The organism is Pseudomonas sp. MH9.3 (genome assembly GCF_034354675.1).
Lineage (GTDB): Bacteria > Pseudomonadota > Gammaproteobacteria > Pseudomonadales > Pseudomonadaceae > Aquipseudomonas.
Genome location: NZ_CP133785.1, coordinates 371,651 through 397,291, shown reverse-complemented (window position 1 = coordinate 397,291; position 25,641 = coordinate 371,651). Strand labels below are relative to the sequence as shown.

General features: G+C 61.4%; 24 protein-coding genes. 10 read left to right on the top strand and 14 right to left on the bottom strand.

The features are described from left to right. Nucleotides 1–11 precede the first annotated feature (11 nt). Nucleotides 12–440, bottom strand: a complete 429-nt coding sequence (locus tag RHM60_RS01605) for a winged helix-turn-helix transcriptional regulator (protein WP_209981311.1) — start codon at nucleotides 438–440, stop codon at nucleotides 12–14. 104 nt (nucleotides 441–544) lie between these two features. Between RHM60_RS01605 and RHM60_RS01600 the strand changes: the two genes are divergently transcribed. Then, on the top strand, nucleotides 545–1,243 hold the full coding sequence (locus RHM60_RS01600) for an SDR family oxidoreductase (RefSeq protein WP_231421834.1): 699 nt from the start codon (nucleotides 545–547) through the stop codon (nucleotides 1,241–1,243). 37 nt (nucleotides 1,244–1,280) lie between these two features. On the opposite strand, the gene RHM60_RS01595 is transcribed toward RHM60_RS01600, so the two are convergent. Further along, complete coding sequence (locus tag RHM60_RS01595) at nucleotides 1,281–2,726, bottom strand: mechanosensitive ion channel domain-containing protein (RefSeq protein ID WP_322213383.1); 1,446 nt, start codon at nucleotides 2,724–2,726, stop codon at nucleotides 1,281–1,283. 339 nt (nucleotides 2,727–3,065) lie between these two features. Further along, the gene (locus RHM60_RS01590) at nucleotides 3,066–3,932 is read right to left on the bottom strand and encodes a pirin family protein (RefSeq protein ID WP_209981304.1); all 867 of its coding nucleotides are present in this window, start codon (nucleotides 3,930–3,932) and stop codon (nucleotides 3,066–3,068) included. A 278-nt stretch (nucleotides 3,933–4,210) separates the two neighbouring features. Between RHM60_RS01590 and RHM60_RS01585 the strand changes: the two genes are divergently transcribed. After that, nucleotides 4,211–9,034 (top strand): RHS repeat-associated core domain-containing protein, encoded by a 4,824-nt coding sequence (locus tag RHM60_RS01585; RefSeq protein WP_322213382.1) that lies wholly within the window; start codon nucleotides 4,211–4,213, stop codon nucleotides 9,032–9,034. Then, entirely contained in the window at nucleotides 9,031–9,411 is a 381-nt protein-coding gene (locus tag RHM60_RS01580; RefSeq protein WP_322213381.1) for a hypothetical protein, read from the top strand. Before RHM60_RS01585 ends, RHM60_RS01580 begins: the two co-directional genes overlap by 4 nt. Before the next feature lie 10 nt (nucleotides 9,412–9,421). Here RHM60_RS01580 and RHM60_RS01575 read toward each other — a convergent pair whose 3' ends face one another. The 7 genes from RHM60_RS01575 to RHM60_RS01545 all read right to left on the bottom strand — a co-directional run bounded on the left by RHM60_RS01575 (nucleotide 9,422) and on the right by RHM60_RS01545 (nucleotide 17,063). After that, a complete protein-coding gene (locus RHM60_RS01575) occupies nucleotides 9,422–10,651 on the bottom strand; it encodes a M20/M25/M40 family metallo-hydrolase (protein WP_231421830.1) in 1,230 nt (409 codons plus the stop codon). A 48-nt stretch (nucleotides 10,652–10,699) separates the two neighbouring features. Continuing rightward, a complete protein-coding gene (locus tag RHM60_RS01570) occupies nucleotides 10,700–11,758 on the bottom strand; it encodes a diguanylate cyclase (protein WP_231421829.1) in 1,059 nt (352 codons plus the stop codon). 374 nt (nucleotides 11,759–12,132) lie between these two features. Continuing rightward, nucleotides 12,133–13,014: a LysR family transcriptional regulator gene (locus RHM60_RS01565; protein ID WP_322213380.1), complete on the bottom strand. Its 882-nt coding sequence runs from the start codon at nucleotides 13,012–13,014 to the stop codon at nucleotides 12,133–12,135. A gap of 118 nt (nucleotides 13,015–13,132) precedes the next feature. Continuing rightward, nucleotides 13,133–13,750 carry an isochorismate family cysteine hydrolase YcaC gene (gene ycaC, locus RHM60_RS01560; RefSeq protein ID WP_209981292.1) on the bottom strand — a complete coding sequence of 206 codons (618 nt, stop codon included), beginning with the start codon at nucleotides 13,748–13,750 and terminating at the stop codon, nucleotides 13,133–13,135. Nucleotides 13,751–13,772: 22 nt separating this feature from the next. Next, nucleotides 13,773–15,611, bottom strand: coding sequence for an amidohydrolase (locus RHM60_RS01555; protein ID WP_322213379.1), 1,839 nt, complete (start codon nucleotides 15,609–15,611; stop codon nucleotides 13,773–13,775). Then, nucleotides 15,608–16,198, bottom strand: coding sequence for an antibiotic biosynthesis monooxygenase (locus tag RHM60_RS01550; protein WP_322213378.1), 591 nt, complete (start codon nucleotides 16,196–16,198; stop codon nucleotides 15,608–15,610). Before RHM60_RS01550 ends, RHM60_RS01555 begins: the two co-directional genes overlap by 4 nt. A gap of 91 nt (nucleotides 16,199–16,289) precedes the next feature. Beyond that, on the bottom strand, nucleotides 16,290–17,063 hold the full coding sequence (locus RHM60_RS01545; protein WP_209981285.1) for an L-iditol 2-dehydrogenase: 774 nt from the start codon (nucleotides 17,061–17,063) through the stop codon (nucleotides 16,290–16,292). A 245-nt stretch (nucleotides 17,064–17,308) separates the two neighbouring features. On the opposite strand from RHM60_RS01545, the gene RHM60_RS01540 reads away from it, so the two are divergent. The 4 genes from RHM60_RS01540 (at nucleotide 17,309) to RHM60_RS01525 (ending at nucleotide 20,974) form a co-directional block, all read left to right on the top strand. Next, nucleotides 17,309–18,229 carry an AraC family transcriptional regulator gene (locus RHM60_RS01540; protein ID WP_322213377.1) on the top strand — a complete coding sequence of 307 codons (921 nt, stop codon included), beginning with the start codon at nucleotides 17,309–17,311 and terminating at the stop codon, nucleotides 18,227–18,229. Nucleotides 18,230–18,401: 172 nt separating this feature from the next. Beyond that, entirely contained in the window at nucleotides 18,402–19,352 is a 951-nt protein-coding gene (locus RHM60_RS01535; protein WP_416195155.1) for a nucleoside-specific channel-forming protein Tsx, read from the top strand. Between the two features lie 14 nt (nucleotides 19,353–19,366). Continuing rightward, entirely contained in the window at nucleotides 19,367–20,395 is a 1,029-nt protein-coding gene (locus RHM60_RS01530; RefSeq protein ID WP_322213375.1) for a purine nucleoside permease, read from the top strand. Nucleotides 20,396–20,701: 306 nt separating this feature from the next. Further along, the gene (locus tag RHM60_RS01525; protein ID WP_209981276.1) at nucleotides 20,702–20,974 is read left to right on the top strand and encodes a hypothetical protein; all 273 of its coding nucleotides are present in this window, start codon (nucleotides 20,702–20,704) and stop codon (nucleotides 20,972–20,974) included. Nucleotides 20,975–21,157: 183 nt separating this feature from the next. Here RHM60_RS01525 and RHM60_RS01520 read toward each other — a convergent pair whose 3' ends face one another. The 3 genes from RHM60_RS01520 to RHM60_RS01510 all read right to left on the bottom strand — a co-directional run bounded on the left by RHM60_RS01520 (nucleotide 21,158) and on the right by RHM60_RS01510 (nucleotide 22,363). Next, nucleotides 21,158–21,328 carry a metallothionein gene (locus RHM60_RS01520; protein ID WP_231421823.1) on the bottom strand — a complete coding sequence of 57 codons (171 nt, stop codon included), beginning with the start codon at nucleotides 21,326–21,328 and terminating at the stop codon, nucleotides 21,158–21,160. Between the two features lie 89 nt (nucleotides 21,329–21,417). Then, entirely contained in the window at nucleotides 21,418–21,870 is a 453-nt protein-coding gene (locus RHM60_RS01515) for a DMT family transporter (RefSeq protein WP_057009398.1), read from the bottom strand. Nucleotides 21,871–21,874: 4 nt separating this feature from the next. Then, nucleotides 21,875–22,363 carry a DMT family transporter gene (locus tag RHM60_RS01510; protein WP_057009399.1) on the bottom strand — a complete coding sequence of 163 codons (489 nt, stop codon included), beginning with the start codon at nucleotides 22,361–22,363 and terminating at the stop codon, nucleotides 21,875–21,877. Between the two features lie 118 nt (nucleotides 22,364–22,481). Between RHM60_RS01510 and RHM60_RS01505 the strand changes: the two genes are divergently transcribed. The 3 genes from RHM60_RS01505 to RHM60_RS01495 all read left to right on the top strand — a co-directional run bounded on the left by RHM60_RS01505 (nucleotide 22,482) and on the right by RHM60_RS01495 (nucleotide 24,282). Then, complete coding sequence (locus tag RHM60_RS01505) at nucleotides 22,482–23,414, top strand: LysR family transcriptional regulator (RefSeq protein WP_322214565.1); 933 nt, start codon at nucleotides 22,482–22,484, stop codon at nucleotides 23,412–23,414. Between the two features lie 140 nt (nucleotides 23,415–23,554). Then, complete coding sequence (locus tag RHM60_RS01500) at nucleotides 23,555–23,908, top strand: type II toxin-antitoxin system Phd/YefM family antitoxin (RefSeq protein ID WP_322213374.1); 354 nt, start codon at nucleotides 23,555–23,557, stop codon at nucleotides 23,906–23,908. Further along, complete coding sequence (locus tag RHM60_RS01495) at nucleotides 23,905–24,282, top strand: type II toxin-antitoxin system VapC family toxin (RefSeq protein WP_057009402.1); 378 nt, start codon at nucleotides 23,905–23,907, stop codon at nucleotides 24,280–24,282. Before RHM60_RS01500 ends, RHM60_RS01495 begins: the two co-directional genes overlap by 4 nt. Nucleotides 24,283–24,309: 27 nt before the next feature. Here RHM60_RS01495 and RHM60_RS01490 read toward each other — a convergent pair whose 3' ends face one another. Further along, a complete protein-coding gene (locus RHM60_RS01490) occupies nucleotides 24,310–25,629 on the bottom strand; it encodes an Nramp family divalent metal transporter (RefSeq protein ID WP_322213373.1) in 1,320 nt (439 codons plus the stop codon). Nucleotides 25,630–25,641: the final 12 nt, after the last annotated feature.

Here is a 25,641-nt window from a genome sequence, read left to right as displayed (position 1 = left end):
GTTATCAAGGCCTACGGGGCCTGGGTGACAATGTCCCCAAGCCCCAGCACCCGGCCGTCTTCGGACACGATCTCGACCTTGCGCAGCGGCTTGAGCAGACGCGCATCCAGCACCTGCGTACCGACGTCTTCGGGCTCGGTATGCGCCTCTCCCCACTGGGCCAACGTGACCAGCACCGGCATCAGCGCGCGGCCCTTGTCCGTGAGTTGATAGTCGCTGCGCGCGCCGACTTCGCGGGTTTCCAGCAGGCCTTGCTCGACCATGTCCTTAAGGCGCGTGGCGAGAATATTTTTCGCCACGCCCAGGTGCTTCTGGAAATCACCGAAGCGCGTGACGCCGGCGAATGCATCGCGAATGATCAGCAGCGTCCACCAGTCGCCCACCACATCGAGCGCGCGCGCCACCGGGCAGCCGTTCCCTTCCAGGCATTTGCGTTTCATCGTATCCCTGCGCCTGCGTGAAAAATAAGGTTGCATTATAGGACCCAAACGCACAGGATAAAAATGGTTTCATCATTAAACCCAACTGGCGCGTGGAGCATCTCATGGATATTCGTGGAAAAGTGGTACTGGTGACCGGTGCCAATCGTGGCCTGGGCAAGGCGTTCGTCACTGCGCTACTGGCCGCAGGCGCGGCCAAGGTGTACGCCGGCGCGCGGGATCCGGGCAGTGTCGAGATTCCCGGCAGCACGCCGATTACTCTGGACATTACCGACCCGGCCAGCGTGCAGCGCGCCGCCGAGCAATGCGGCGACGTCAGTGTACTGATCAATAACGCGGGCTTCTTGAAGTACGGTTCGTTGCTCGCTGAAGACAGCGTCGAAAACCTGCAACAGCACTTTGAAGTAAACACCCTCGGCACCCTGCGCATGAGCCGCGCGTTTGCGCCGATCCTGGCCAGGCAAGGCGGCGGCGCCCTGATCAATATCCTCTCGGTCCTGAGCTGGCTGAGCCCGCCCGGCTCCGGCGGCTACAGCACTTCCAAGTCCGCCCAGTGGGGCCTCACCAACGGCCTGCGTGGCGAACTGCGTGGGCAGAACACGCTGGTCATCGGCGTGCACCCGGCCTACATCGACACCGACATGGTGGCCGATGTGCAGGCGCCGAAAAGCACGCCGGCCGAGGTGGTCGCGGTCACCCTGCAAGCCCTGAGTGAAGACCGCCAGGAAGCGCTGATCAGTGACACGGCGCAGGGGGTAAAAGCCTCGCTGTCCACTGCCAGCCCGGTCTATCTGACGTTCTGACGCAACGCGGCGGCGCTGTCGGATCGCGACAGCGCCGTTACAGGCCGCGCGTGCGCAACCACTGCAAAAAGCCCTTCTTCACCGGCACCACCGGCGCGTCCTCGGTCAACACCTGTGCGGCATGCAGACGAAAATCCAGCAGCGCCTTCATGGCTTCGCCGATGTCGTGACGCGCATCCAGGCACGGTTTGAGGTATTCGTTTTCGATGCGGTACAGGGTGCAAAACGTCTTCGCGGCAAAGTCCGCCAGCGCCGCCTGATCGGACAGGATGCCCGCCTCGCCGATCACCTCCCCCGGCCCCATGCGTCCGGCTTCGAAGGTGTGCCCGGCCTTGGTGAGCATCACCGACACAACGCCGGACTCGACGATGAACAAATGATCGCTGACCTCGCCTGCCGGCAGGATCATCTCGCCGGCACGGTAGGTGTGCAGGGTCATGTTCTGGCTGAAGGTTTCTTTCTCTTCCTGGCGCAGCGTAGAGAAAATCGACGAGCGCTCCAGCAACGCGCGCGCGCCGGACATCTCGGCCGGTGCGCTGCTCTCGGTCGACGAGAGCAGGCCCACGCCCGCCGCCTGCAAATGCCGGAACGCCAGGTCGTAAAGCTGGTTGCGCACTTCGCGCTTGAGGGTCATGGCCGGCACGAAACCACTGATTTCATACTCCACGCCGCCACTGGAGGACGCCTTGAACGCCACGCTCGGCGCGGGTTTGGCCAGCAACGGTCGACAGCCCTGCATGGCGCGCTCCAGCGCATCGATCACGGTTTGCGGACGGGCATGGGGGCTGACCTGCAGGCTGACCGTCAGGCCGAACATGTCCGCCGGGCGCGAGAAGTTGATGATCTTGGCCTTGGCCGCCAGCGAGTTGGGAATCACCGCCAGGCTGCCCTGAGAAGTCTGTAACCGTGTGGCGCGCCAGTCGATATCGGTGACACGGCCTTCGGTGCCGTCGATGGAGATCCAGTCATCCAGTTGATAGGGTTTGGTGGTGTTGAGCACGATCCCGGAAAACACATCGCTCAAGGTGCTTTGCAAGGCCAGGCCGACAATGATCGCCACCGCGCCGGAGGTGGCCAGCACGCCCTTGACCGGCAGGTCGAGCACATAGGCCATGGCGGCGATGATCGCGATCAGGAAAATCACCGCGCCCATCAAGTCCTGCAACAACCGCCCGGTGTGCCCGACCCGCTGCATCATCAACGCGCCGAGCAGCACCGTGAGCGTGCGCGCCGCGAACAGCCACCAGCCGATCTGCAAAGCGGTGGCGGCCATATGCAGCGCGGTGTCGTCGGCATAGGGCGCCACCAGCATCGGGTTCATGCCATCGTTGAACAGCACCGCGCTGAACACCGCAAAAATCACCAACCGCGCCGCCAGCTTCCAGTTGGCCAGGTTGGCGGAAATCAGCCGCCACACGGCGATGTCGATCAGGATCAATACCAGTGCGCACAGCATCGGGTGATCGGCGATAAATGAGGGCATCCAGGCGACTCCAGTGGCAATGACGGGAAGATCGCATGAAATCAAGATGGCGGGTATAGCGCAGCACAAAATGTAGAGCGCTGCGCCAAACCTGTGGCGAGCGGGCTTGCCCTAATGCCGTTCAGTTAAGCGCAGATTCCCTGTGGCGAGCAGGCTTGTCCTGCGTTGGGCTGCGCAGCAGCCCCAAAACCAGGCTCTGCGCAGTGCCAGGCAGACTGCGTTTTCCTTGATTGGGGGCTGCTTCGCAGCCCAACGCGGGGCAAGCCCGCTCGCCACGACAAGCCCGCTCACCAGAGGGAGGTGGTTGCCTTCTATGTGGCTGGGCCACCTCCCACAGAGTCAGGCATGCATCTGACCGAATTTGCCGGCCTGGAAATCGGCAAACGCCTGATGAATCTCCTGCTCGGTGTTCATCACGAACGGTCCGTGCCCGACGATAGGCTCGTCGATCGGCTCGCCGCTGAGCAGCAGCACCATGGCGTCGTCGTCCGACGCCAGTGAAAGCTGCTGGCCGTCACGCTCGAACAGCGCCAGTTGCCCTTGGCGCGCCACCTCTTCGCCATTGATCTGCACCGTCCCGCGCAGGATCACCAGCGCGGTATTGCGCCCGGCATGCAGGTCCAGGGTGACGGCCTTGCCGGCATTCAGGCGCAGGTCCCACACGTCAATGGGCGTGAACGTGCGCGCCGGGCCTTGGGTGCCGGCGAACTCTCCGGCGATCAGGCGCAGCTTGCCGGCGTCGTTGGCCAGTGGCAGCACAGGAATGTCACCGTCGACGATGGTCTGGTAACCGGCATCGGCCATTTTGTCCTTGGCCGGCAGGTTGACCCACAGTTGCACCATCTCCAGCGCCCCGCCGCTGCGGGCGAAGGCATCGGAGTGGAATTCCTCGTGGAGAATGCCCTTGGCCGCCGTCATCCACTGCACGTCGCCGGGGCCGATTTTGCCACCGGCGCCAGTGGAGTCGCGGTGTTCGACCTCGCCGTCGTACACGATGGTCACGGTTTCAAAGCCGCGATGAGGGTGCTGGCCGACGCCGCGCCGCTGCTCGGTCGGCGTGAAATCGGCCGGGCCGGCATGGTCCAGCAGCAGGAACGGGCTGATGTGCTTGCCCAGGTTGTCGTAGGAAAACAGCGTGCGCACCGGGAAGCCGTCGCCGACCCAGTGGCCACGAGGGCTGGTGTAAAGACCGATAAGCTTTTTCATGATGTACCTCCAAAGTGCATACACCTTAAAACCGATAGCAATTGTGCGCTAGACGGTAAAAACAGCGTTGATCGTTCCATGTATGGAACGATACATCAGTGCGCGCTGTTGCGGAGCATCGTATGGGAGACAAGCTCTACTGAAACATCCCACAGCGCCGCCGGATAACCTCTACTCCCCTCCTACTCCAACCTCTGCAAAGTCCTTCGCCTGATCACACAGTGCGAGGGATTGCAGATGGAGTTGCTGGCTAAGGCCCCCGGTTGCGGGGCTGCTTCATGATTCCGGTCATTGCCAAGCTGGTGCTGATGCCAATGGATGCCAAGGCACCGGACGTCGAAAGCGTTTTTCGTGATTTTCGCGATTGCCTGAACACCTTCGACGCATGGGCCGAGAGCTTCTGGAGCGGCTCGGCGCTGGAGCTTGAACAGATCTTCAAGGTCGGCGAAGACGTCACGCTGAGTGCACCGGTGTCTTCGCGCACGCCAAGCGCTGTTGTCGCGACCTGCCCCGCCCAGGGTTCGCTGACCCTGGTGCATCTGTTCGAGAGCACTCGCCTTGTGCCCATCGGCGATACGCCGGTGATGGTGCAGGCCATCGCAGCGGATGGCAGTCCGGTCGGTGCCCCGCTCCATCGCACGATAGATCCCAGCGGCAGGCTTGAAATCCCGGAATGCACCCGCGGCCAGCCGTATCAAATCACCTTCTACCCCAACGTTTCCAAAGACCACGTCAAGGCGCTGTATGCCTCTTATCAGTCGCTGACCGCCGGGTTGGAAACTCGCCTGCGCGAGGAATGGAAAGACACCTTCCAAGCGCAGTGGACTGAGTTCGCCAAAGCCCCACCCTTAAAGCGCAGCGCCCTGCAGGGCGCCGCCTTCGCGGGCGGCTTGGCCAAAGCCCTCTACAACCTGTGGGACAACATCACGCAGCTGTACGACCTGATCGCCAACCTCAAGGCCAACAGCGAGCAGTGGTTGCGCTATGTCTCCCAGGCCGAGCTGGATGAGCTGCTCACACTGGGCAAGGACGCCATCGCCCATGGCCTGCTGGTGCTCAGTGATGAGCCGCTGCTGTTTATCTACCTGTCGGCGCTGACCAGCTGGATCCGCCTGCTGCCGCCACCGCAGATGGTTGAGCTGGTGGGCGAAATCACCGGCGAGGTGCTGATCAACCTGTTGCTGATCTGGGCCACGCGGGGCATGGGCGTGAAGATTCGCCTGGGCGTGCAGGTGGTGGGTCATATCAAGTCCGGGCGGGTGCGCCGCTGGCTGGAGATGCTCGCCGAGCAGTTGGCGCAGCCGGGGTTGGCGCAGCATGTCGAGACGGCCAAGCCGTTGCTGCTGGGGAGCGCGGCCACGCCGATCAAGACGGTGGCGCCGCTGAAAATGGGCGAGGAACTGGTGCCGAACGCCGTGCCGGCGGTGCGCAGCAAGCAGCAGCGCACGGCACTCGTGCGCGAATCGCCTGTGGATGATGCCCCGGTTTCGGCGAAGAACCCGGCGGGGGATGCGGCGGCCTCTTCCGATAAAACCGTGACCAACGGCTGCCCGGTGTCGATGGTCACCGGCGAGGAATTGCTCACCCTCACCGACGGCACGCTGGACGGGATTTTACCGTTTGAGTGGACGCGCGCTTATCGCACCAGTGCGGTGGAAATCGATGTTGGGCTGGGGTTTGGCTGGAGTCATGCCCTGGCGCAGCGGCTGGTGGTTGCGGGCGATTCGGTGGTGTGGACCGACCATGAAAATCGCTCGACCGAGTTTCCGCTGCCGACCGCTTCGCGACCGGCGATCACCAACAGCCTGGCGGAAGCAGCGATCTTCCTCGGGGATTTACCGGATGAACTGGTGCTGGCCCAGGCGTCGCGATTTTATCACTTTCGCGATGGCGTGCTGGTGTCGATCAGCGATGCGTATGACAACCGGCTGCGCATTTCCCGCGACGTGCTGGGGCGCATTGAACGGCTGGATAACGGCGCCGGGCGCTCGCTGTGGTTGCGCTATGCGCAGGGCCGGATTGGTGCGGTGGACTATCAGGTGCATCGCGCCAAGGGGCGTGAGCCTTACGAGTGGGTGACTGAACAGACGGTTGTTTCCTACACCTACGACGACGCAGGCCGACTGGTGTCGGCGACCAATGCCGTAGGTGAATGCGAGGTTTATCGGTACGACGAGCAGCACGTGATTCTGGAACGTGGGCTGGCCGGTGGGGCGAGTTTCTTCTGGGCGTGGGAACGTTCCGGCAAGGCGGCGCGCTGTGTACGGCATTGGGCCAGTTTTACGCAGATGGACACGCGTTATGTGTGGGGTGATGACGGGCGCGTCACCGTGCATAACGCCGATGGCAGTCAGGAAGTGTATGTGCATGACCCGCGGGCGCGGCTGGTGCAGCGGGTTGATCCGGATGGCGCTCAACACTTCAAATCCTACGATGAAAAAGGCCGGCTGACGGTTGAGCAGGACCCACTCGGCGCGGTGACGGCGTATCAGTACGACGACGCTGGTCGCTTGGTGGCGCTGTTTCCGGGGGACGATGAGCCGACGTCCTACGAGCATGACAATGGCTTCGTACGGGTGGTGCGCCGGGGTGAGGCGGTTTGGAAGTACGAGCGCAACGAGCAAGGCGACGTAACGCGTAAGACTGATCCAGACGGCCATATAACCGACTACAGCTACAACAAACACGGGCAGTTGATTGGCGTCTGGTATCCCGATCACAGTTGCCAACGGCTGGTGTGGAATGAGCGCGGGCAACTGCTTGAGGAACAGTTGCCCAATGGCGGGATCAGTCGCTATCGCTATGACGACCTGGGTCGAGAGGTTGCCCGCGAGGATGAGCATGGGGCGCTGACCCAGTATCAGTGGGACAGCGTGGGCCGGCTGACTCGCCTGATATTGCCGGGCGGTGCATGCAGGGAATACAGCTACAACGCCTACGGAAAAATCACCGCCGAACGCGATGAACTGGGGCATATCACCCGCTACGAGTATGCCGACGGGCTGCACCTGATCAGTCGACGGCTCAATGCCGACGGCACGCAGGTCCAGTACCGCTACGACAATACTCGGTTGCTGCTGACCGAGATCGAAAACGAGGTGGGCGAGACCTACCGGCTTACCTACCACCCCAACGGCCTGATCCAGCAGGAAATCGGCTTTAACGGCCAGCGTACCGCCTACGTTTATGACCTCAACGGCAATCTGCAGGAAAAGACTGAACATGGCGACGATGGCAGTCAGTTGGTTACCCGCTACGCGCGCGACCACGCCGGACGCCTTGTCAGAAAAACCCTGCCCGATGGCGCCCTTGTTGACTATGCCTACGACCGCCAGGGCAATCTCCTCAGCGTCGTAGACGGTCACTGGGCGCTGGCCTACGAATACGATCGACAAAACCGCCTGACCGCCGAGCATCAAGGCTGGGGCACCTTGCGTTATGGCTATGACGCCTGCGGTCAACTGCAGCGCCTGCGCCTGCCGGATAACAACCGCGTCACGTTTAACCACGATAAAGGTGGCCACCTCGCGACGGTTCAGCTCAACGGTGAAGTGCTCACCTCGCATCTATTCAAAGCGGGCAAGGAGCAGCAACGACAGCAAGGCGAATTAATCAGCCATTACCATTACGACGACCAACACCGCCTGCACGCCCACGCCATCACGCAACAGGAAAACCGCCACTACCGCCGCCAATACGACTACGACAAATCCGGCAACCTCGCCCGCATTCTCGATACGCGCAAAGGCGAACACCACTACGCCTACGACCCGCTCCACCGCCTGACCCGCGCCGATCACTCGCAGGACTTACAGGAACGCTTCGGCCACAACCCGGCCGGCAACCTGCTGATGCACGACCGCCCCGGCCCGGACATCGTCGCCGGCAATCGCCTGATGATCCAGGGCGACCGGCATTACGACCACGACGCCTTCGGCAACCTGATCCGCGAACGCCGTGGCAAAGCTCACGCATTGGTCACCGAATACCGCTACGACTGTCAGCATCGTTTAACCAGCATCACCCAACCCAACGGCCAAACCGCCCACTACCGCTACGACCCCTTTGGCCGGCGCATCAGCAAAACCGTCGACGGCGTAACGACGGAGTTTTTCTGGCAAGGCGACAAACTGATCGCCGAACACCACGCCGACCGCCACCGCAGCTACCTCTACGAACCCGACAGCTTCCGGCCATTGGCCCTGCTGGAAGGCTTCGGCCCCAACGCCACCCAGCCCTACCACTACCAACTCGACCACCTCGGCACCCCACAGGAACTCACCGCCGCAGACGGCGAAATCGTCTGGTCCGCGCACTACCGCGCCTACGGCCAGATCAGCCGCCTCGACGTCGGAAAAATCGACAACCCGCTACGTTTTCAGGGTCAATACTTCGATCAGGAAAGCGGCCTGCATTACAACCGACATCGCTACTACAATCCGGATGTTGGGCGCTATCTGACGCCGGACCCGGTGAAGCTGGCGGGCGGGATCAATGCGTACCGGTATGTGCCGAATCCGACAGGCTGGGTAGATCCGCTGGGGCTAAGCACATGCCCAGGTGGAGATGGATGTAAATCAAGCACTACAGCTCAAAATCCTGCAGAGAACGTAAATCACGGAGAGCCTGCACTACCGCAAGCTAAAAGAGCTGAGCGGCAGGCAAGAATTGACGAACTCGCAGAGGCGAACGCCTACAGGCGGTTAGATGAATTGGAAAAAGCAACGCCGGGGGCACATTTTTTAGAGAAACATGGGGCTCAGACGTCGCTAGAGTCTCAGTTAGAGAGAGTCATGACAGCAAAAAACCCAACTACTGGTGAGATAGAAAGATACCTAAGGGGTCCCCATACGGGAGAACCTAGACCGCCCAGTGCAGCCACTCACTTTTTAAGTCACAGGGATCAGTTAAACGCTATCTACCGTGCACAGCTCATCTTCAAGCAGACAAATTTATCGGTATCTAAAAGACCAATGGACATAGGTAAAATTATTGGCGAAGGTTATAAAAAAGAAAATTACGAATACGAAAAAACAAGAAATGCAAGAGTCTTCTTAAATGAAAATGGACAGCCTATCACTGCCTATGGTGACCTCGAATGAAATTTAAACCAGACTTACAAATCATCAAAGGTCTTCTATTCACTTACTGCATAGAAAACTCACGAGATTATGAAAGAGAAGAGTTGATTTTTTCAAAAAACGTGAACAACGAACAAGAACTTATAAGCTTATTTGAAATCCTTACAAAACCAGAGTTCATGAGATACAAGCAAGATGAAAGGCGCTGGCATATCGATACACTTCAACATTTCCTAGAAAAGGGAGATGACTTTGAGTCTGTATTTTATCTATTTGACACATACTTCGAAGAAGAAATCTTAAACAAAAGGAAGTTCATGCTAACTTTACTCAACTGTCTAGTCACTTATGATGCAGAAGCTACCGCAACAAAAATAGGCTCACTCAACACCGAGTGAGCCCCCCCACTCACCGCTTCGAAAGTTCCATAATCATCCGACTCAACAAATACACCCGCGGCACCACACTCTCCACCTCCGCATATTCCTCCGGTGTATGAATATTGCCCCCCACAATCCCGAATCCATCCAGCGTTGGCGTGCCCACTCCGGCCGACAAACTGGCATCCGCTGCACCGCCGCTGCCTTCGATGGTCAACTGCTTGCCCAACTCCCCATAAATGCCCTGGGCAATTGCCACCAATTTGTCGGACTCTGCCGTCTGCGGCATTGGCGGCAAGCCGCGTTTGAGCGTGGTGGTCACTTCGGTTTCCGGGATGAGCTTGTTGGCGGATACGCGCACCAGGTCCTTTTCGATCCGATCAAACTCTTCCGGCAATGCTGCGCGTACGTCAGCCTTGGCGGTGGCGTGGTCGGGGATGACGTTGGTGCGGTCGCCGGCGTTGATCACGGTGAAGTTGATGGTGGTTTTCTTGTCTTCGTCGCCGAGCTTGCCCAGTTGCAGGATCTGGTGCGCAGCTTCCATGGCGGCGTTGCGTCCCAGTTCCGGGGCGACGCCGGCGTGGGCGGCTTTGCCTTTGACGTCGACCACGGCGGTGGCGCTGCCTTTGCGCCACACCACCAGGCCGTCGGCCGGGCGACCAGGTTCCAGGTTGAGGGTGACGTCGTGGCCCTTGGCGGTTTTGCGGATCAGGTCGGACGCGATATCGGAGCCGGTTTCTTCGCTGGCGTCGAGCAGGAACGTGATTTTTGCGTAGTCCTTGAAGCCCTGGTCTTTGAGGACTTTGAGCGCGTAGATGCCAGCGACGATGCCACCCTTGTCATCCATCACGCCGGGGCCATAGGCGCGTCCGTCCTTGATGTGAAACGGGCGCTCGGCGGCCGAGCCTTCCTTGAATACGGTGTCCATATGCGCCATCAGCAGGATGTTGGCCTTGCCGCTGCCCTTGAGCGTGGCGATCACATGGCTGCTGTTGGCGGCGGCATCCGGGACGCGTTCGATGCTGAAGCCGAGTTGCTTGAGCTCATCGACCGCGATGTCGCTGACTTGTGTCAGGCCTGGCCCATAGCCAGAGCCCGAATCGATGTTCACCAGGCGCTCCAGCAGTTTCAGCGCCTGGCCTTTGTATTGCTCGGCACCCGCCTGAATCTGTTTATGGGGTTCGGCGCTGTAGGCTGGGACTGCGAAGGACAAGGCCAGCGTGACGGCCAGAAGGGTGCGCGGGAAGGTGAAAAGCATAAACCGATCCTTGTTAAGTGCTGGTAGGAAAAGTCACACCCTACCCCACTAGACGGATCGCAACCAACTGCCTTGCACGCAACTGACGCGGTTGCGCCCGCCGCTTTTGGCCTCGTACAGCGCGAGGTCGGCATCGTTGAGCCACCGGGTGCAATCGGCATGCTCCGCTTGATACGGCGCCAGGCCGATGCTCAAGCTGGCGCGCAAGGTCGGGTCCTGGTCATAGACCAGCGCGTTGAAGCGATCACGCAGGGTATCCATCACGTCGGTGGCACGATTGAGCGGCATGCCCGGCATGATGATGCAGAACTCATCACCCCCGTAACGCCCGGCCAGATCGGTGATACGCAAGTTCTGGCGCAACACTTTGCCCAACTGGCGCAGGACGATATCACCGGTGACGTGGCCGTAGGTGTCGTTGATGAGTTTGAAATGGTCGATGTCAATCAGCGCAATCACCGCGCCCTGCTGCTCCCGGCGACAGCGTTGGAACTCGATCTCCAGATGATCCTTCCACGCGCCATGGTTGAGCAAGCCGGACAGGCTGTCGGTACGGCTCAAGGCCAGCAGTTCGCGCTTATGCCGCGCCAGGGTCCGGGCCTGTCGATAGCAGATCCAGCCCAGCGCCAGCGGGTACAGCATCAGGATTGGCAGGCAGCCATACAGCTGGGCCTGGGTGGTCACGGCGACAAACGCCGGGGCGAACACCAGCAGCGCTGCACAAACGCCCAAGCCCTGCGCGATCCACCCTGCGCACATGAAGCGCGGGCCACCAATGGCGACGTTGTTCATCGTCATCATCGACAGTGTGGTGACGCTGGGCAGCGGATTGAAGTGCATGGCACCGACCCAGAACCCGCCGCAGAAGGAATCGAACAGTAAATTGCGCCGCTCGCTGCGCAGGGTGTGCACCGCCCGCAATGACAATTGAAACGCCACATGGGGCCAGACAAACGCGTTCACCAGCATCCACGCCCACACCCACGGCGATGGATCGAGGGGGTACATGCCAAACAACACGCACACAAAGCCGAGCGTCAGCCCCAGCGCGCGGGATTTATACAAACGGGTAGCGAGCGGAACTCCGTTTCCTCCTGGGGCAGCCATGGTCGCGTGTGATCCTGGATGAATGCCTGGAGTCTATCAGGGTAACGGCCATTAGCCACTAACGCTTATCGGCCGGTCGCTGGCATGCGCACCGAAGATCGAACGGGAGCCTCTGTGGCGAGCAGGCTTGCCCTAATGCCGTTCAGTTAAGCGCAGATTCCCTGTGGCGAGCAGGCTTGTCCTGCGTTGGGCTGCGCAGCAGCCCCAAAACCAGACGCTGAGCCGTATCAGGTACACCGCGTTTTGCTTGATGGGGGGCGCTTCGCACCCCAACGCGGGGCAAGCCCGCTCGCCACAGCAAGCCCGCTCGCCACAACAAGCCCGCTCGCCACGACAGGCCCGCTGCCACAGGGATAACGGGTCCATCTCCCCTGTCAGCAGCCACCCGCCAAACGCTCGCGCAAAAACTCGACCAGCGTCTGCACCGGCCTGGAGCTTTGCCGATGCTGCGGGTACACCGCCGACAACGCCAGGGCCTCGGGTGCGAAATCGTCCAGCACCGTCACCAGACGGCCGTCCTTCAACGCTTCACCGACGATGAACGTCGGCAAATAGGTGATGCCCAGACCTGCGATGGCCGTATCACGCAGCAGGTCGCCGTTGTTCACACGCATGCGCCCGCTGACATTCAGCGCCTGCACCTTGCCTTTGAACCGCCATTGCACCTGGCGACCGTGGCCGTAGGGCAGGCAGTCGTGTTCGGCGAGGTCGTCAGGTTTTTGCGGCGTGCCGCGCAGGGCCAGGTAGTCGGGGCTGGCGCAATACACGCGGGAGATGCTGGCGATGCGGCGGGCGATCAGGGTGGAATCTTCCAGGGTGCCGATACGCAGCACCAGGTCGTAGCCTTCGCCGATCAGGTCGACGGGGCGATCGCTCAAGTCGACCTCCACCGCGACGTGCGGGTAGCGCTGTAAAAACAACGGCAACAGGCAGCCCAGGTGCGCCATGGCAAACGACAACGGCGCACTCAGGCGCAGGGTGCCGCGCGGTTCGCTGTTCTGGCCGGCGATGCCCTGCTCCATTTGCTCGACATCGCTGAGCAGGCGCAGGGCGGATTCGTAATAGCGCTGGCCCAGTGGCGTCACGTCCAGGCGCCGCGTGGAGCGGTTGAGCAGACGCACGCCGAGGCGGTCTTCGAGCTGGATCAGCCGACGGCTGACAAATTGCTTGGACAGGCCCAGTTGCTCGGCAGCGGCGGTGAAGCTGCCGGACTCCATCACCTGACAGAACAGGCGCATGTCTTCGAAGGGGTTCATTGTCACTTCTCGGTAGACAGTTGGCAGGTTTATAGCGGTTAACCAGGCACACCACAAAACACATTGTGGGAAGGGGCTGGCCCCCTCCCACAGGCAGCATCGGCCTGTTCTAAACGGATTACTTGGCAGTAAACGCCGAGTAGCTGTTCATCAGGTTGCGGTAGTTGGGGATGCGCGGCGACAACAGGTTGGCCAGGCCTTCCATGTCGTTGCGCCAGTCAACCTGCAGTTCGCAGGCCACGGAGAACCAGTTCACCAGCTGTGCACCGGCGGCGGTCATGCGGGCCCAGGCCGCTTGTTGCACGGTTTCGTTGAAGGTGCCGGAAGCGTCGGTGACCACAAACACTTCGAAGCCTTCAGCGAGGGCACACAGCGTCGGGAAAGCTACGCACACATCCGTGACCACACCCGCGATGATGATCTGCTTGCGCCCGGTGGCTTTCACGGCCTTGACGAAATCCTCGTTGTCCCACGCATTGATCTGGCCTGGACGCGCGATGTACGGCGCGTCCGGGAACAGTTCCTTGAGCTCCGGCACCAGCGGGCCGTTGGGACCGCCTTCGAAGCTGGTGGTGAGGATGGTCGGCAGGTTGAAAAACCTAGCGACGTCGGCCAGGGCCAGCACGTTGTTCTTGAATTCGTTGGGCGAAAAATCCTGTACCAGGGAGATCAGGCCAGTCTGGTGATCCACCAGCAGTACCACGGCATCATCTTTGTTCAAGCGCTTGTAGGTCATGGGTCAACTCCTTCAGGGGGGTTTAAAAGGCAAAGCACGAGCAGCCAAACGCACCCCAGAACCCCTGGAAGTCGCTGACCGGCACGCTGGAAAGGCGCGCTGTTTCATGGCGGTGGGCATGCACGCCACAGGGGCCGCTGCACTGGTGAACCTGAGCCTGCATCGGTGCACCGGGGCGCCAATGGCCGGGTACCTTGACCACCGGCGACCAGTCCGGCAGCACCGGCACGCGTGGTGGCGCGAAATCCTCGAAGTCGCCGGCGCCGTACACCACCTTGCCGCCAACCACGGTGAGCACCGACTCGATCCACTTGATGGCTTCTTCGTCGACACTGAAAAAGTCCGCCGACAACGCAGCGATGTCCGCCAACTGGCCGACCTTGATCTGGCCCTTCTTGCCCTGCTCCGACGAAAACCAGGCGCTGCCATGGGTGAACAGCTCAAGCGCGGTGAGGCGCGGCAGGCCTTCGGCGTGCAGCGCCAGGCCGCCCACGGTGCGGCCGCTGACCATCCAGTACAGCGAGGTCCACGGGTTGTAGCTCGACACCCGCGTGGCATCGGTGCCCGCCCCCACCGGCACGCCTTCGGCGAGCATGCGCTGGATCGGCGGCGTGGCTTCGGCGGCCTTGGCGCCGTAGCGTTCAACGAAGTACTCGCCCTGAAAGGCCATGCGGTCCTGAATCGCGATGCCACCGCCGAGGGCGCGCACGCGCTCGATGTTGTGCGGGGTGATGGTTTCGGCGTGGTCGAAGAACCACGGCAAGCCGTTGAACGGGATATCGCGGTTGACCTTCTCGAACACGTCGAGCATGCGCGAGATGGATTCGTCATAGGTGGCGTGCAGGCGGAACGGCCAGCGCTGCTCGACCAGATGACGCACCACCGGCTCCAACTCCTGCTCCATGGTCAGCGGCAGGTCGGGGCGTGGCTCGAGGAAGTCTTCGAAGTCAGCCGCCGAGAACACCAGCATTTCGCCGGCGCCGTTGTGGCGCAGGTAGTCATCGCCCTGGTGCAGCGTGACGCTGCCGGTCCAGTGTTTGAAGTCGCTGAGCTCTTCCTTGGGCTTCTGGGTGAACAGGTTGTAGGCGATGCGCACCGTCAGTTGCTCGTCCCTGGCCAGTTGCTCGATCACCGCGTAGTCGTCGGGGTAGTTCTGGAAACCGCCGCCGGCGTCGATGGCACTGGTGAGGCCCAGGCGATTGAGTTCGCGCATGAACTGGCGGGTGGAGTTGACCTGGTACTCCAGGGGCAGCTTCGGGCCTTTGGCCAGGGTCGCATACAAAATCATCGCGTTGGGCCGCGCCACCAGCATGCCGGTGGGGTTGCCGTGGCTGTCGCGCACGATCTCGCCGCCCGGCGGGTTCGGCGTGTCTTTGCTGTAGCCGGCCACGCGCAGGGCCGCGCGGTTGAGCAAGGCGCGGTCGTACAGGTGCAGCACGAACACCGGCGTGTCCGGCGCGGCCTGGTTCAACTCGTCCAGGGTCGGCATGCGTTTTTCGGCGAACTGGAATTCGTTCCAGCCACCGACCACGCGCACCCACTGCGGGGTCGGCGTGCGGTCGGCCTGGTCCTTGAGCATGCGCAGGGCATCGGCCAGGGACGGCACGCCTTCCCAGCGCAGTTCGAGGTTGTAGTTGAGCCCGCCGCGAATCAGGTGCAGGTGGGAGTCGTTGAGGCCCGGGATCACCGTGCGGCCCTTGAGGTCGATGACCTGGGTGCCGCTGCCGCGCAGAGCCATGGCCTCGCCGTCGGTGCCCACCGCGACAAAGCGGCCCTGGTGGATGGCGACGGCGGTGGCGCGCGGGTTTTCACGGTCGACAGTGTGGAACTGGCCATTGAACAGGATCAGGTCGGCGTTCATAGGGTTTCCTTTACGGAGGCTTCGAGCCAGGGTGCGAACAGCCGGGTGGCCGCCGGCATCAACAGGTACACCACCAACAGCACGATGGTCAGGGTGACCAGAAAGGTGGAGACCACGTAATTTGAGAGGAACGGGTGCAGGCGCAGGATCGGCCCCCAGATAAAGGGCAGGATCAAGGTCTGCGGCAGGATCACGCACAGGCTCACCACCGCCTGCTTCCAGCGCGGCGGCTTGGCCGCGCTGTCGGCAAGGGGGGTGAACCAGAATTCGTTGGCGCCGCCGACTTCGGTGTGGTCGCCATCGGCGAGCATCGGCGCGGCTTCGTCGATCAACAGCTTGCGCTGCGCGGAGTCGAGCCACACTTCAAGGTCGTGGGTGGAGCGATAGCGCAATACGCAGGTGAACAGCGCCTGGCCGTTCTGCGTGCCGCGCACCACGTCAACGCCGAGGTGGCCGGGGCGCTCGCCGGCGATGCGCACGATGCGCCGCAGCCAGGCTTCGTAGTCGGCCTCGCGACCGCGCTTGATCAGGTGTTTGACGACCAGGGTGACGACTTCGTACGGGCCGGTGCCGGATGTTGCGTCCATGGTGTTGAGTCCCCCATGCAGCGTTGAGCGATGGAGGAATTCTGCCGGTATTGGCGGCGCTGGAATTGGATGTATGTGCTGTAAAAAGCGCTCAATTCATCCAGTTGCCGCCGTCGACGTTATAGGTCTGGGCCACCACGTAATCGGCGTCCGTGGACGCCAGGAACACCGCCATGCCGGTCAGGTCATCCGCCGTGCCCATCCGGCCGTACGGCACCTCGGCAGCGACCCGGCGTTTTTTCTCGCCCGGCGCCAGGCCTTCATGCCTGGCGAACAGGGCGTCGACGCCGTCCCAGTGCTCGCCGTCGACCACCCCCGGCGCGATGGCGTTGACGTTGATGCCCTGCCTGATCAGGTTGAGCCCGGCCGATTGAGTGAGGCTGATCACCGCGGCCTTGGTGGCGCAGTACACCGCCACCAACGGCTCGCCGCGCCGCCCGGCCTGGCTGGCCATATTGATGATCTTGCCGCCATGGCCCTGGCGGATCATCTGCCGGGCCGCGGCCTGCAAGGTGAACAGCGTGCCGGCGACGTTGATCGAAAACAACCGGTCGAAGCTGGCGCGGGTGATATCGACGATGGGCGCCAGGTCAAACAGCGCGGCGTTGTTGATCAGAATGTCGAGTTTGCCGGCGTGGGCCACCACCGCGTCGATGGCCGCATCGATGGAAGCCTGCTCGGTCACGTCCATCGCCACGGCGTAGGCGTGCGGGCCCAGTTCGGCGGCCGTGGCCCGGGCCTGCTGCAGGTTGATATCGGCGATGGCAACCGTTGCGCCTTCGGCAATATAGGCCTGGGCAAAGGCCCGGCCGATGCCCCGCGCCGATCCGGTGATCAGCGCGCTCTTGCCTTGGAGTCGTTTCATGGGGTCAGTGTCCGTCAACATTAGTTGCGAGAGCCATGGCGGTGTGCGCCTGCTGTTTTTGTTGTCGAGCAACGATTACAGCAGCTTGGCCTGACCCTCACAAACGCCTGGCGCATGCGCGACCGGTACTTTTTTAACCGGCGCGCCAGGCGCAAAAAAGTACCGGTTGCACGCGATAACAGAGGTAGCGCAGGCAGGCTCCGGGCGAGTATTTTGGCGTGACCCAACGCACAAGAGGCAGCCGCATGCCCGTTGACCGCGCCACCCTGTTCGAACATCGCCCCGCCGAGCTGGAAGTGATCCTGCCCGAGCCGGAGCATTGTTTCCGCTGGTTCGAACACGACTATCCCTTCGAGCTGGCACGCTGGAACCACCATCCCGAGTTCGAGATCCACCTGATCCGTCAAGGCAGCGGCAAGCTGGTGGCGGGCGACTACATCGGCGCCTTCAGTGCCGGGCACGTGGCCCTGATCGGCCCCGACCTGCCCCACGACTGGATTGGCGAGCTGGCGCCCGGCGACTGCCTGCGCGGCCGCGACGTGGTGCTGCAATTCGACGGCGCCGCCCTGCTGGCCCTGCGCAACACGCTGCCGGAACTGGGCGACTTGCAGCCCCTGTTCGACAGGGCCCGGCGCGGCCTGCAATTCAGCGGCGCCACCGCCGTGCAGGCGGCGGCCTTGATGGAAGACATCGGCCATGCCCACGGCCTGCAACGCCTGATCCTGTTCCTGCAGTTGCTCGACACCCTGAAAAGCGCCCCGGCACCGCAGGTGAAAGCGCTGGCCAGCGCCTGCTACGCGCCAACCCTGGACGCCCGTAGCGCCGAACGCATCAACACCGCGTTCGATTACCTGATGCGTGAGTTGACCGGCGACCTGCGCGTGTCGGTCATTGCCCAACAGCTGCAGATGAGTGAGCCGGGGTTTTCGCGCTTCTTCAAGCGCAACACCGGCCACGGTTTTATCGACCTGATGCGCAAGTTCCGCGTGCAGCGTGCCTGCCGCCTGCTGCTGCAAAGCGATCGGTCGGTGGCCGATATCTGTTTTGAAGTGGGCTACGCCAACCTGTCCAACTTCAATCGGCACTTCCGTATCGAGATGCAGCAGACGCCGAGCGAATACCGGCGTGGCAGTGCGGTACATCTGTTTAATCCCGGCGAAAAATGACACCCAGTCATTTCTGATCAACAGGTCGACTAATTTCGCTTTTTTCCATGCCATTCAGTCCATTGGGCAAAGTTGGTACGGCCCGTGCAAACGTTTGCGCTACGAACCTGCCAGGCGGGTTCATGTCGGCCTGAATAATCGGGTCCCCACCGCGTACGAATAGGGATTTTCAATGCACCTGAACTCAAGGCCCCGGGCCTGCTTTGGTGTTTCCATGGTCCTGGCCGCCGTTACGGGAGTACTCAGTGCCCCCATTTTGGCGCAGGAAAAGCCCACCGATGACTCGGCACAGGGCGAAACCCTGAGCCCTGAAGCCAGCCCTGCGACGAAAAAGGGCGTTTATCTTTCTGAATGGTTCAACCAGGACCTGACCTTGATCGGCAGCAAGGACATCAGCTTCGGCCCCCGGCCGCAGGATGATGTGTATCTGGAATACGAGTACTTCGGCCGCAAGGGCCCGTTCGAGCTGTACGGCTATGTCGATGTGCCGAAGATCCTCACCATCGGCAACAGCAACGACAAAGGCGTGTGGGACCACGGTTCGCCGGTGTTCATGGAGCACGAACCGCGTATCTCCATCGACTACCTGACCGGCCGCAGCCTGGCCATCGGCCCGTTCAAGGAATGGTACGTGGCGTTCGACTGGATCTACGACCACGGTAGCCACAAGGAAAACCGCGCCAACACCCTTTACAGCGGCCTGGGCACCGATATCGACACGCACTCGCGGGTCAACCTCTCGGCCAACTTCTACGGCCGGTACCAGTGGGAAAACTACGGCGCCAGCAATGAATACTCGTGGGACGGCTACCGTGCACAGATGAAGTACATCGTGCCCATCGGCAAGTTCGACAACGGCGCCTCGCTGACCTACATCAGTTTTACCAATTACGACTTCGGCTCGGACCTGCACAAGGACAACCCGGCGCGCACCGCCAACTCACTGGTGGCGACCAACGTGTTGCTGTACTCGTTCACGCACCTGCGCTTCACCCTGGTCGGCCGTTACTTTCACAACGGCGGCAACTGGGAAGATGGCAGCGAGTTGAATTTCGGCGAAGGCAACTTTCGCGCACGCTCGGACGGCTGGGGTTACTACGCCGGCGTGGGCTATCAATTCTGATCAAGGAGTTTTGGATGAAAGCGTTTACCCGTCTGTCGATTGCCATGAGCCTCGCGCTGCTGCCCTCTGTGGTGCTGGCGCAGACCGCACCGATCAAACCCAAGGTGATGCTGATCACCATGTTCGCCCCCGAGGCGCAAACCTGGATAGACCGCCTGGCGCTCAAGCAGGAAGTCCGTGTGCCCGGCCTGTCCGCCGAATACCCGGTGATTCGCTGCAACACCCAGGACGTGTGCCTGTTGGTGACCGGCATGGGCCAGACCAACGCCGCAGCGTCGACGCTGGCACTGGCGCTGTCGCCCAAGTTCGACCTGCGCCAGAGTTACTTCCTGATCGCCGGGATCGCCGGCATCAGCCCCAAACACGGCACCCTCGGCACGGCGGCCTGGGCCCATTATCTGGTGGAGTTCGGCACCCAGTGGGAGCTGGACTCGCGGGATGCGCCCAAGGACTGGCCAACGGGTTATATCGGCATCAACACAAAAGGCCCCAACGAAAAACCGCCGCTGGACTACAAGACCGAAGTGTTCGAGCTGAACCCCAAGTTGCAGGCCAAGGCCTTTGCGCTGTCGCACAAGGTCACGCTTTCCGAAAGCAAGGAATCGGCGGCCTGGCGCCAGCACTACCCCGCCGCTCCCGCCAACCAGCCGCCGCAGGTGACCCGTTGCGACACCCTGGCGGGCAATACCTGGTTTTCCGGCACGCGCCTGAGTGAGCGCGCCGAGGTGTGGACCAAACTGCTCACCGACAACAAAGGCGAGTACTGCACCACCCAGCAGGAGGACAACTCCACCTACGAAGCCTTGCTGCGCGCCAGCCGTGAAGGCCTGGTGGACATCCAGCGCCTGGCCGTGGTGCGCGCGGGGTCCGACTTCGACCGCCCTTATCCGGGCTACAGCGAGGTGGACAACCTGCTCAAATACGCCGACCAGGGCGGCTTCGTGCCGGCGCTGGAGAACCTCTATCGCACCGGTAACCCGCTGGTGCAGGCGATCCTCAGCAACTGGTCGGCCTGGGAAAAAGGCGTGCCCGAGGTCGAGTAACCTACACACCTTTCCAGACCCGCCGAATGCCCCTGTGGCGAACGGGCTTCTGTGGCGAGCGGGCTTGCCCCGCGTTGGGGTGCGAAGCGCCCCCAATTAAGGCGCATACGGTGTGCCTGACACTGCTCAGAGCCTGGTTTTGGGGCTGCTGCGCACCCCAACGCGGGGCAAGCCCGCTCGCCACAAAAGCGCTATCTAATAGGATTAGTGAATTTTTAACCTCCATGGCGATCACTTGTTTACATCACAGGCCTGGCAATAGCGCCACTCGGGACGTGCGCCCAGGCTGGATCAAGGAGAAAAATCATGGACTCAACAGCACAGGTCAACGGCAAAGCGCAGATCGACTACACCCAGGACACCTTGTTCGGGCCACTGGCCAAACACGCGGAATGCCAGGTGAGCGTGCGGCACGAACCCGACGGCCTGGTGCTCAAGGTGCTTCAACCCCTGCCCGACGACCTGCACCATGCGCAGACGGTGGTGTTCGCACTGGAAGGCAAGCGCACCAGCGCCGTGGTCAAGGACCGCAAGCGCCTGTCCGACCACAGCCTGCGTCTGGAGCTGGAGACCCAATAGCCAAGCCGGATGCAATCACACAGATGGGCGGGGGGCTTGCTCCCGATGGCGGTGGGTCAGCTATACGTAAGCTGACTGACCCACCGCTATCGGGAGCAAGCCCCCTCCCACATTTTTTAATATCGCCAGTCAGGAAAACGTCGGTCAACTCTAAAACCGTCGCCTCCCAAAGCCCGCAAGCGTTCAGCCATGGGCCGACTTGGCACACTCACAATTGGCCTGCGCAGCACACGGCTCACCATGCGCATGATGCTGAGCACAGCCCTCACAGCAATAGCCCTTATCGTCTTTCATTACCGCATCAACACCCAACACGCACTTGCAGTGTGGGCAGGCACAGGTTTGATCTGGCATGGTCAGACTCCTTCTTCATGGTCGTCATGGCGCGGCGAACACCGCCACCTTAAGCAGTGACTGTGGCCCGCCGCGGATGGTTCAAACCATCACTCGCTGCGCGTATTACTGCGGTACATGAACACCAGCGCCAGCGCCAGGCAGACCATCGCCACGATGCGGCTGCCCGACAATTCAATGGCCGGATTCCCCAGCCAGCCGAAATTGTCGATCAGCATGCCCATCGCCAATTGCCCGGTGATCACCGCCACCGTGGCGACGGCCGTGCCGACCACCGGCACCGCGCCGACCATCACGATCATGTACACCACGCCGAACAGCGCGCCGGTGAGTTGCCATTTCGGCACGTCCAACAGGCTCACGGCGTGCGCCGGTTCGAAGAAGAAAATCAGCAGCGCCGTCACCAGTGCGCCGATGCCGAAGGTCACCAGGCTGCTGCGCAGCACGCCGACCGTCTGCCCCAGGCGCCCGTTGATCGCCGCCTGCACGCTCAATACCGCACCTGCGGCAACCACGACCACCAGTAATAGAATCAGATTCATCGCCTCAACCCCGCGCAATCAAAACAAGTGCCACCACAATCAACGCCAGGGCAATCCAGCGCTCACTATTGACCCGCTTGCGGGCCGTGCCGAACCAGCCGAAATGGTCGATCAACACGCTCTTGCCCACCTGACCCGAGAGGATCGCGATCATGGTCATGGCAATCCCGATGTGGGGCGTGGCCAGGGTAAGCACCACCACATAGATCGGCCCCAGGAAACCGCCGATCAACTGCCAGCGCGGCAGCTCGCTCAGTGCCGGGCCCTTTCGCGCACCGCTGAAAAACAGCAGCAGAAACAGCAGCGCCGAACCCACCCCGAAAATACTCAAGGTCGCCCACAGATGCCCGACCTGCTCACCCAGCGGGCCGAGCAAACCCGCTTCCATCGACAGCCCCATGCCCGCCAGAATCACCAACGGCAACAGCAGCAACTTCAAAATGTTTCGTTTTGGCCTGGCCTGCGCCACGCCCTCGACAGAACTTGCCTGCATGCATCACCTGCGCTTCAACAAAAAAATGGATGGCGCGCATTATCCAGTGGCTGCCCTGTGCGATAAATGGGAGCATGCGGACAACACCTTTGCGCAATACGCACAACCAGGAGACCTGATGCAGGGTTTGAATGAACTGAGTTTCAAGGCGCTGCGCCTGTTCGTCGCCGTGCTGGACCATGGCAGTTTTTCCGAAGTGGCCCGCCGCGAAGGCCTTGCGCCCTCCTCCATTTCCCGGCAGGTCCAGTTGATGGAGCAGGCCCTCGGCCAGCAACTGCTCTATCGGCACACCCGCGCGGTGAGCCCGACCGAAGCCGGACGCCTGCTCGGGCGGCATACGCGAGTGATGCTGGAGCAACTGGAAGCCGCCGGCCAGGCCCTGCAGGAACAGGAAAGCGAGCCCAGCGGCCTGGTGCGCATCAATGCCCCGATGGTGTTCGGCCAGCGTCACCTGTCGCCGTGGCTCGGCGAGCTGTGCCGGCGTTACCCCAAGCTGCAACTGGACATCCAGCAAACCGACACCTTCGTCGATCCATTGCAGGATGGCACCGACCTGCTGTTTCGCATCGGCGTACTCAACGACTCCGGCATGCAGGCACGCATCTTCGCGCCCCAGCGCTTCCGTCTCGCTGCCAGCCCCGCTTATCTGGCGCAGCATGGCACGCCCAGCCACCCCGATGAACTGCTCAACCACCACTGCCTGGCCTACAAAGGCGTCACCGGCCAGCAACGCTGGTTCTTCCGCCGCGCCCAGGGCGAATGGACGCCCTACAGCGTCAAAGGCCCGATCACCGGCAACCACGCCGACACCCTCACCCACGCCGCAGAACAGGGCCTGGGATTCGTGGTATTTCCATCATGGCTGATCGGCGAAAGCCTGCGCGCCGGCACCTTGCAGGCGGTGCTGAGCGACTACGAAGTGGCCACCACCCTCGAACCGCAACAGATCGCCGCGCTATGGCCGGGCAGCCGACGGTTGTCGCTGAAGGTGCGTACGGTGATCGATTACTTTGCGGCGTGTTTTGGGACAGTGCCGTATTGGGATCGGTGAGCGTTCAGGCGACGCGGGCGTTATGCGTGAGGAAATTTCCTAGTAGGAAAAGTAGTCCGGGTCCGATTTTACGGGCCACTATTTATGACACCCGTCTTCAAGAGGCAGACTCCAGCAACGTCCTTCTTCGGAGAATTGCCATGAATGTCCTGTACTACAAAAAAATACGATCTGGCCGGTCTGACAGCTGTCTACCCGTCTTTGATAGCTCAGCTGGTTTTGACTATATTTGGCCAAAACATGGAGAGAACTCTATGGTTACCGTACCGCTGGGCGAAGCAAAGAATAATCTGTCAAAACTGGTTGATGAGGCCGCCGCTGGCAACATCATCACCATCGCCAAGCATGGCCGCGCAATGGCCCAACTCGTCCCGATGACCAAGCCCAACGGCAAGAGGGTTGGTGCAATGAAGGGGAAACTCGTCATCCCGGACGACTTTGACGCTCCCCTACCGGACGATCTGCTGGATTCGTTTCAGGGCAAGGCGTCATGAGGGTACTGTTGGACACTCACATCCTCCTTTGGGCACTCAGTGGCGATCCCAAACTGTCCAGCAAAGCACGAAAGCTCATCGAAAATGCAGCCGACGTTTACATCAGCGCGGCGACATTCTGGGAGATGGCAATCAAGGTAAGCCTGGGAAAGCTCCATGTCGATCTGGACGAAATTCGTGGGTACTGTCTGGAGAGCGGTGTCGTCGAATTAGCCATCACCTCCGAGCATGCCATCGCGGTAAAGGATCTGGAGCATCATCACAAAGACCCTTTTGATCGACTTATCGTTGCAACCGCCATCAGCGAACCGATGAGACTATTGACCACCGATCCGCAGGTTGCTCAGTACACATCGCTGGCGATCCTCGTCTAGATCACCTCCGACACTCGGATACTCAGATCAAAACAACCATTGCCCAATCAACCACGCATTCGCCCCGCTGATCACCGCAAACAGGAACCACGCCAGTAACCGCGTGGGCAGGCGATTGACGAACGGGCCCATCAGTTGCTTGTCACCCGTCATGCGAATCAACGGGTATAGCGCAAACGGCAACTGCAGGCTGAGCACCACCTGGCTGAGAATCAGCAGTTTGCCGATGGCATCGTCCCCCATCAGCCACACCCCGAGGAATGCAGGGATCAGCGCCAGGCCGCGGGTGATCAGGCGTCGTTGCCAGCACGGAATACGCAGGTTGAGGTAACCCTCCATGATCACTTGCCCGGCAATGGTGCCGGTGAAGGTGGAGCTTTGCCCGGAGGCCAGCAATGCGATGCCAAACAGGATGCTGGCAAACGCGCCACCCACCAACGGCTCAAGCAGATGGTAAGCGTCCTGGATTTCCACGACGTCGGTGTGGCCGGTCTTGTGGAAGGCGGCCGCGGCGAGTACCAGGATCGCGGCATTGACCAGCAGCGCCAGCGCAAGAGAGCCAATGGTGTCGATGCGTGCCAGCTTGACCGCGTCCTGCTTGCTGGCCAGGTCCTTGCCGATCATCCGGGTCTGCACAATCGAGCTGTGCAGGTAGAGGTTATGCGGCATGACCGTGGCGCCAAGGATACCGATGGCCAGGTACAACGGCGCCGCATCGCTGATGGCCGAGAGCGACGGGGTGAACCCGCTCAACACATCCGGCCAGTAGGGTTTGATCAGCACCAGCTCAATAAAGAAACACACGCCGATGGTGGCAACCAGCGCCAGCATGATCGCTTCCAGGCGGCGAAAGCCACGGTTCTGCAGGGCCAGGATCAGCAAGGTATCGAAGGCGGTGATGACGATACCGGTGGTCAGCGACACCCCCAGCAGCAGGTGAAATGCCAACGCGCAGCCGAGCACTTCGGCGAGGTCGGTGGCAATGATGGAGATTTCGGCCAAGGCCCATTGGGTGCGGGCCGAACGCTTGCTGTAGCGTTCACGGCACAGCTGCGCCAGGTCCTTGCCGGTGGCGATGCCGAGCCGCGAGCACAGGCACTGCACCGCCATCCCGGCGAGGCTGGCCAGCAACACCACAAACAGCAGGCTGTAGCCATAACGCGAACCGGCTTCGATGGCCGTGGCCCAGTTGCCCGGGTCCATATAGCCGATGGAGATGAGCAGGCCGGGGCCTGCAAACATCAGCGCGCGCTTGAAAAACGACGCCTTGGGGTCAACGGCAACGGAGCCGGCCACTTCCGGCGGGCAAAAGGGGGCGGTAGCGATTTTTGGCAGGCTGAATTTCACGCGCGATTCCAG